This window comes from Streptomyces graminilatus (assembly GCF_001418565.1).
Classification (GTDB): Bacteria; Actinomycetota; Actinomycetes; order Streptomycetales; family Streptomycetaceae; genus Streptomyces; species Streptomyces graminilatus.
This window is the reverse complement of record NZ_LIQQ01000567.1, coordinates 1-4,815: the sequence shown is the minus strand read 5'-3', so window position 1 is coordinate 4,815 and position 4,815 is coordinate 1. Positions and strand designations below refer to the sequence as shown.

Sequence of the window (4,815 nt, the reverse complement as noted above, 5' to 3'; positions counted from 1 at the left end):
AGTGCCTGGCCCCGCGCTGGAAAGCATGCCGAGACGGGCGGGTGGGTGGGAAACAAGGGCCTGGGCTGCAGCGACCTCCCCCCTTCACCCTCCGGCCGAGACCGAAAATCCTGCCGCCCGGCGGAGCCGTTACGCTGGTGTCGTGGCAGTCGTCGATGTATCCGAAGAGCTCAAGTCCCTCTCCTCGACCATGGAGTCGATCGAGGCCGTCCTGGACCTCGACAAGCTGAGGGCAGATGTCGCCGTGCTTGAGGAGCAGGCGGCAGCCCCGTCCCTGTGGGACGACCCGGAGGAAGCGCAGAAGATCACCAGCAAGCTCTCCCACCTCCAGGCGGAGGTGAGGAAGGCCGAGGCCCTGCGCGGCCGGATCGACGATCTGAGCGTGCTCTTCGAGATGGCCGAGGAGGAGGACGACCCGGACACCCGCGCCGAGGCCGAGACGGAGCTGACCTCCGTCAGGAAGGCCCTCGACGAGATGGAGGTCCGTACGCTCCTCTCCGGCGAGTACGACGCCCGTGAGGCCCTCGTCAACATCCGCGCGGAGGCCGGTGGCGTGGACGCCGCCGACTTCGCCGAGAAGCTTCAGCGGATGTACCTGCGGTGGGCCGAGCAGAAGGGCTACAAGACCGAGGTCTACGAGACGTCGTATGCCGAAGAGGCCGGCATCAAGTCGACCACCTTCGCCGTCCAGGTCCCGTACGCCTACGGCACGCTCTCCGTCGAGCAGGGCACGCACCGCCTCGTACGCATCTCGCCCTTCGACAACCAGGGTCGCCGCCAGACCTCGTTCGCCGGGGTGGAGATCCTGCCCGTGGTCGAGCAGACCGACCACATCGAGATCGACGAGTCCGAACTGCGGGTGGACGTCTACCGGTCGTCCGGCCCCGGCGGCCAGGGCGTCAACACCACCGACTCCGCGGTGCGCCTGACCCACCTCCCCACCGGCATCGTCGTCTCCTGCCAGAACGAGCGTTCGCAGATCCAGAACAAGGCGAGCGCCATGAACGTCCTCCAGGCGAAGCTCCTCGACCGGCGCCGTCAGGAGGAGCAGGCCAAGATGAACGCGCTCAAGGGCGACGGCGGCAACTCCTGGGGCAACCAGATGCGTTCGTACGTCCTGCACCCGTACCAGATGGTCAAGGACCTGCGGACGGAGTTCGAGGTCGGCAACCCCGAGTCCGTGTTCAACGGTGAGATCGACGGATTCCTCGAAGCCGGAATTCGCTGGCGCAAGCAGCAGGAGAAGTAGAACTCCCGGGCACGCGCCCGAAGAACGCCTTGTCGACAAAGCAACCGCCGCCCACCGGGCGGCGGTTGCTTTGCGTCAGGAGAGACGTCTGGGTTTTACGTCACACTCACAGAATCCGATGTGCGGCAAGCGCGGATCAAGGGGACATTGCGCGCGCAACGACCTTGACGTGCTCTTGGAAAATCGGAAAGGTGACGCGCGGCATGCGTATCTCTGGGGCGCATGTGATCCGGGGGTGCTCTCTGTCACCTCTGTCGATCACTGCCCCGAGCGCGGGCTCCACCGAAGATTCCAGCTACTGGGGGTAGCAGCCATATGACGAACAAGACGCGGATCCGGATCGCACGGATCGCGGCCGGAGCCGTGATCGCCGCCGGTGCGTCGTTCACCGCCGCGGGCATAGCCTCCGCCGACGAGTGCGAACTGCTCGGCGTCTGCGCCGGTACGCCGAGCCCGGACCCGGACCCGACCGGGGACCCCACGGAGGACCCGACCAGCATCCCGACGGAGCCGGACACGACCCCGACCACGGCCGACCCCGAGCCCGGCACTCCCGACCCGGAGCCCAGCACGGCCGACCCGGAGCCCTCCGAGCCCTCGGAGCCCACCACCGAGCCGAGCGAGCCCACCGAAGAGGAGCCGTCCGCGACCCCGTCCGAGGGCCCGACGGACAACGGCAGCGGCAGCGGTAACGGCAACGGCAACGGAGAGGGCACCGGCGGCGGTGGCAACAACGCCGACCCCGACGGTGGCTCGAACACCTCCGCCCAGGAGGAGGGCACCTCGGCCCTCACCGACACGGGCTCGGAGACCTCGGCCCAGGGTGCCGGCAGTGAGCTCGCCGAGACCGGTGCCGCCGAGACCGGCTTCCTGATCATCGGTGCCGTCACCATGATCGCCGGCGGTGTGGCCTTCCGCGTCCTCCCGCGCCTCGTGGGCGGCAGTGGCGGCGCCGCGGCCTAGTAGCCGGCCAGTAGCCGCCTGACGGTGCCGGCAGTGCGCATACGTAAGGGCCCGGAGCCTTCCGCTCCGGGCCCTTACGCGTGTCACCGGGTGTTACGTGGGCTTGGGGGCTCTATGCCGTCTGGTGTGCCACTGCCACCAGCGCCAGGGCCGCGATCAGCACCGCCAGCAGCGCGATCAGCGTCATCGGGTTCAGTCCGGCGAACGGACCCTCCTGCTGCAACCGCTCACGATTGGCCCGGCAGACAGGACAGCGTCCCTCGTTCACGGGCGCCGCGCAGTTCGCGCACACCAGTCGGTCGTACAGTCGGTCGTACGTCATGCGCCTTGCCCTCCTCGCGCCACTTCTACGTACACAACGCTTCAGGGGACGCAACCGTTCCCCACTCCACGCTCCACTGTGCCAGGTTCCGCGGATTTCGGCGCGGTTCGCCTTATCCTGCCCCGCTCATCCTGCCCCGCGCTTCCATGCTTCCATGCCTCACGTGAGGGTGAGAGGCATGCTCCCGACCGGCATAAAAGTGCACAACCCTTATGCAAAGCACTCCGGCGCCTGCACTCTCCCGCTCGGTTCGCGTATGGTCACGGTCACCTGCCCCCGATGGTCCGTGGTGTATCCGTGATCCGATTCGACAGCGTCTCCAAGGTCTACCCCAAGCAGAACCACCCCGCCCTCAGGGATGTCACCCTGGAGGTCGAGAAGGGTGAGTTCATCTTCCTCGTCGGGTCCTCCGGCTCCGGAAAGTCCACCTTCCTGCGACTGATCCTCCGCGAGGAGCGCGCCAGCCACGGCCAGGTGCACGTCCTCGGCAAGGACCTCGCACGCCTCTCCAACTGGAAGGTGCCGCAGATGCGGCGCCAGTTGGGGACGGTGTTCCAGGACTTCCGGCTGCTGCCGAACAAGACGGTCGCCGAGAACGTGGCCTTCGCGCAGGAGGTCATCGGCAAGTCCAAGGGCGAGATCCGCAAGTCCGTCCCCCAGGTGCTCGACCTCGTCGGCCTGGGCGGCAAGGAGGAGCGGATGCCCGGTGAGCTGTCCGGCGGTGAGCAGCAGCGTGTCGCCATCGCCCGGGCCTTCGTGAACCGGCCCAAGCTGCTGATCGCCGACGAGCCGACCGGCAACCTCGACCCGCAGACCTCCGTCGGCATCATGAAGCTGCTCGACCGGATCAACCGGACGGGCACGACCGTGGTGATGGCGACGCACGACCAGAACATCGTCGACCAGATGCGCAAGCGCGTCATCGAGCTGGAGAAGGGCCGTCTCGTCCGCGACCAGGCGCGCGGCGTCTACGGCTACCAGCACTGACAGTCGCCGTCACAGTGACAGTCACAGTCACAGTCGCTGTGATGGTCACGGTCACTGGCACCAGCGATCGCTTGCGATCACTTGCGATCACTGGTGGTCAGTGACGCGGACGGTCCTCGGAGTTCCCGGAAAGGCTTGAGCTCGCCATGCGCGCCCAGTTCGTACTGTCGGAGATCGGTGTCGGTCTCCGTCGCAATCTGACGATGACGTTCGCCGTCATCGTCTCCGTAGCCCTGTCGCTCGCCCTGTTCGGCGGGTCGCTCCTGATGAGCGACCAGGTCAGCTCGATGAAGGGCTACTGGTACGACAAGGTCAACGTCTCGGTGTTCCTCTGCAACAAGAGCGACGCCGAGTCCGACCCGAACTGTGCCAAGGGCGCGGTGACCACCGACCAGAAGAAGCAGATCCTCGCCGACCTGGAGAAGATGGACTCGGTCGTCGAGAAGGTCACGTACGAGTCGGCGGACGAGGCCTACAAGCACTACAAGGAGCAGTTCGGCGACTCCCCGCTGGCCAGTTCGCTCACCCCGGACCAGATGCAGGAGTCGTACCGGATCAAGCTCAAGGACCCGGAGAAGTACAAGGTCATCGCGACCGCCTTCGACGGGCGCGACGGGGTGCAGTCCGTGCAGGACCAGAAAGGCATCCTTGACAACCTCTTCGAGCTGCTGAACCTGATGAACCGGGCGGCGCTCGGGGTGATGGCGCTCATGCTGATCGTCGCCCTGCTGCTGATCGTCAACACGGTGCGCGTCTCGGCGTTCAGCCGTCGGCGTGAGACGGGGATCATGCGGCTCGTCGGCGCCTCCGGCTTCTACATCCAGGCGCCGTTCATCATGGAGGCCGCCGTCGCCGGTGTGATCGGCGGCGGGCTGGCCTGTGTCTTCCTGGTCGTCGGCCGGTACTTCACCATCGACCACGGCATGGCCCTGTCCTCCAAGCTCAACCTGATCACTTTCCTGGGCTGGGACGCCGTACTGACGAAGCTGCCGCTGATCCTCGCCGCGAGCGTGCTGATGCCCGCGTTGGCCGCGTTCTTCGCGTTGCGCAAGTACCTGAAGGTGTGACGCATGCCAAGGGGGCCGTCCGGACATCCGCCGGTACGGCCCTTCGCCTTGTCCTAGACTCACCGGCATGTCGGGCCGCGACCTGTTCACACAGCCCCGCCGTGCAGGCCGCGGGGCGGCTCTGACGTTGCTGTTCGCCAGTGTCCTGGTCGCCGCGGCGGCCACCGGCTCGTTCCCCGAGGACGCCGTACGGAAGTCCGCCCTCCCCGACCCGGCCCGCTCCACCA

5 protein-coding genes and 1 pseudogene are annotated in these 4,815 nt (G+C 66.9%); 5 read left to right on the top strand and 1 reads right to left on the bottom strand.

Features of this window, described 5'->3' with window-relative positions:
* Nucleotides 1–142 precede the first annotated feature (142 nt).
* Both prfB and AOK08_RS36745 read left to right on the top strand, forming a co-directional pair.
* Entirely contained in the window at nt 143–1,249 is a 1,107-nt protein-coding gene (gene prfB, locus AOK08_RS36750; protein ID WP_055534179.1) for a peptide chain release factor 2, read from the top strand.
* Nucleotides 1,250–1,564: 315 nt separating this feature from the next.
* Nucleotides 1,565–2,212, top strand: a complete 648-nt coding sequence (locus tag AOK08_RS36745) for a hypothetical protein (RefSeq protein WP_055534177.1) — start codon at nt 1,565–1,567, stop codon at nt 2,210–2,212.
* 112 nt (nt 2,213–2,324) lie between these two features.
* Here the strand turns inward: AOK08_RS36745 and AOK08_RS36740 are convergent, their stop codons facing one another.
* The gene (locus AOK08_RS36740; protein ID WP_055534175.1) at nt 2,325–2,534 is read right to left on the bottom strand and encodes a hypothetical protein; all 210 of its coding nucleotides are present in this window, start codon (nt 2,532–2,534) and stop codon (nt 2,325–2,327) included.
* A 297-nt stretch (nt 2,535–2,831) separates the two neighbouring features.
* On the opposite strand from AOK08_RS36740, the gene ftsE reads away from it, so the two are divergent.
* The 3 genes and pseudogenes from ftsE to AOK08_RS47975 form a co-directional block, all read left to right on the top strand.
* Nucleotides 2,832–3,521, top strand: a complete 690-nt coding sequence (gene ftsE / locus AOK08_RS36735) for a cell division ATP-binding protein FtsE (protein WP_053741518.1) — start codon at nt 2,832–2,834, stop codon at nt 3,519–3,521.
* Nucleotides 3,522–3,667: 146 nt separating this feature from the next.
* Complete coding sequence (gene ftsX, locus AOK08_RS36730; RefSeq protein ID WP_055534174.1) at nt 3,668–4,588, top strand: permease-like cell division protein FtsX; 921 nt, start codon at nt 3,668–3,670, stop codon at nt 4,586–4,588.
* A 67-nt stretch (nt 4,589–4,655) separates the two neighbouring features.
* Nucleotides 4,656–4,815: pseudogene (locus AOK08_RS47975) on the top strand (S41 family peptidase); the annotation flags it as partial.

Coding starts and splice junctions, on each gene's coding strand:
- AOK08_RS36745 (WP_055534177.1), top strand. CDS start 1,565: ATGACGAACAAGACGCGGATCCGGATCGCACGGATCGCGGCCGGAGCC.
- ftsX (WP_055534174.1), top strand. CDS start 3,668: ATGCGCGCCCAGTTCGTACTGTCGGAGATCGGTGTCGGTCTCCGTCGC.
- AOK08_RS36740 (WP_055534175.1), bottom strand. CDS start 2,534: ATGACGTACGACCGACTGTACGACCGACTGGTGTGCGCGAACTGCGCG.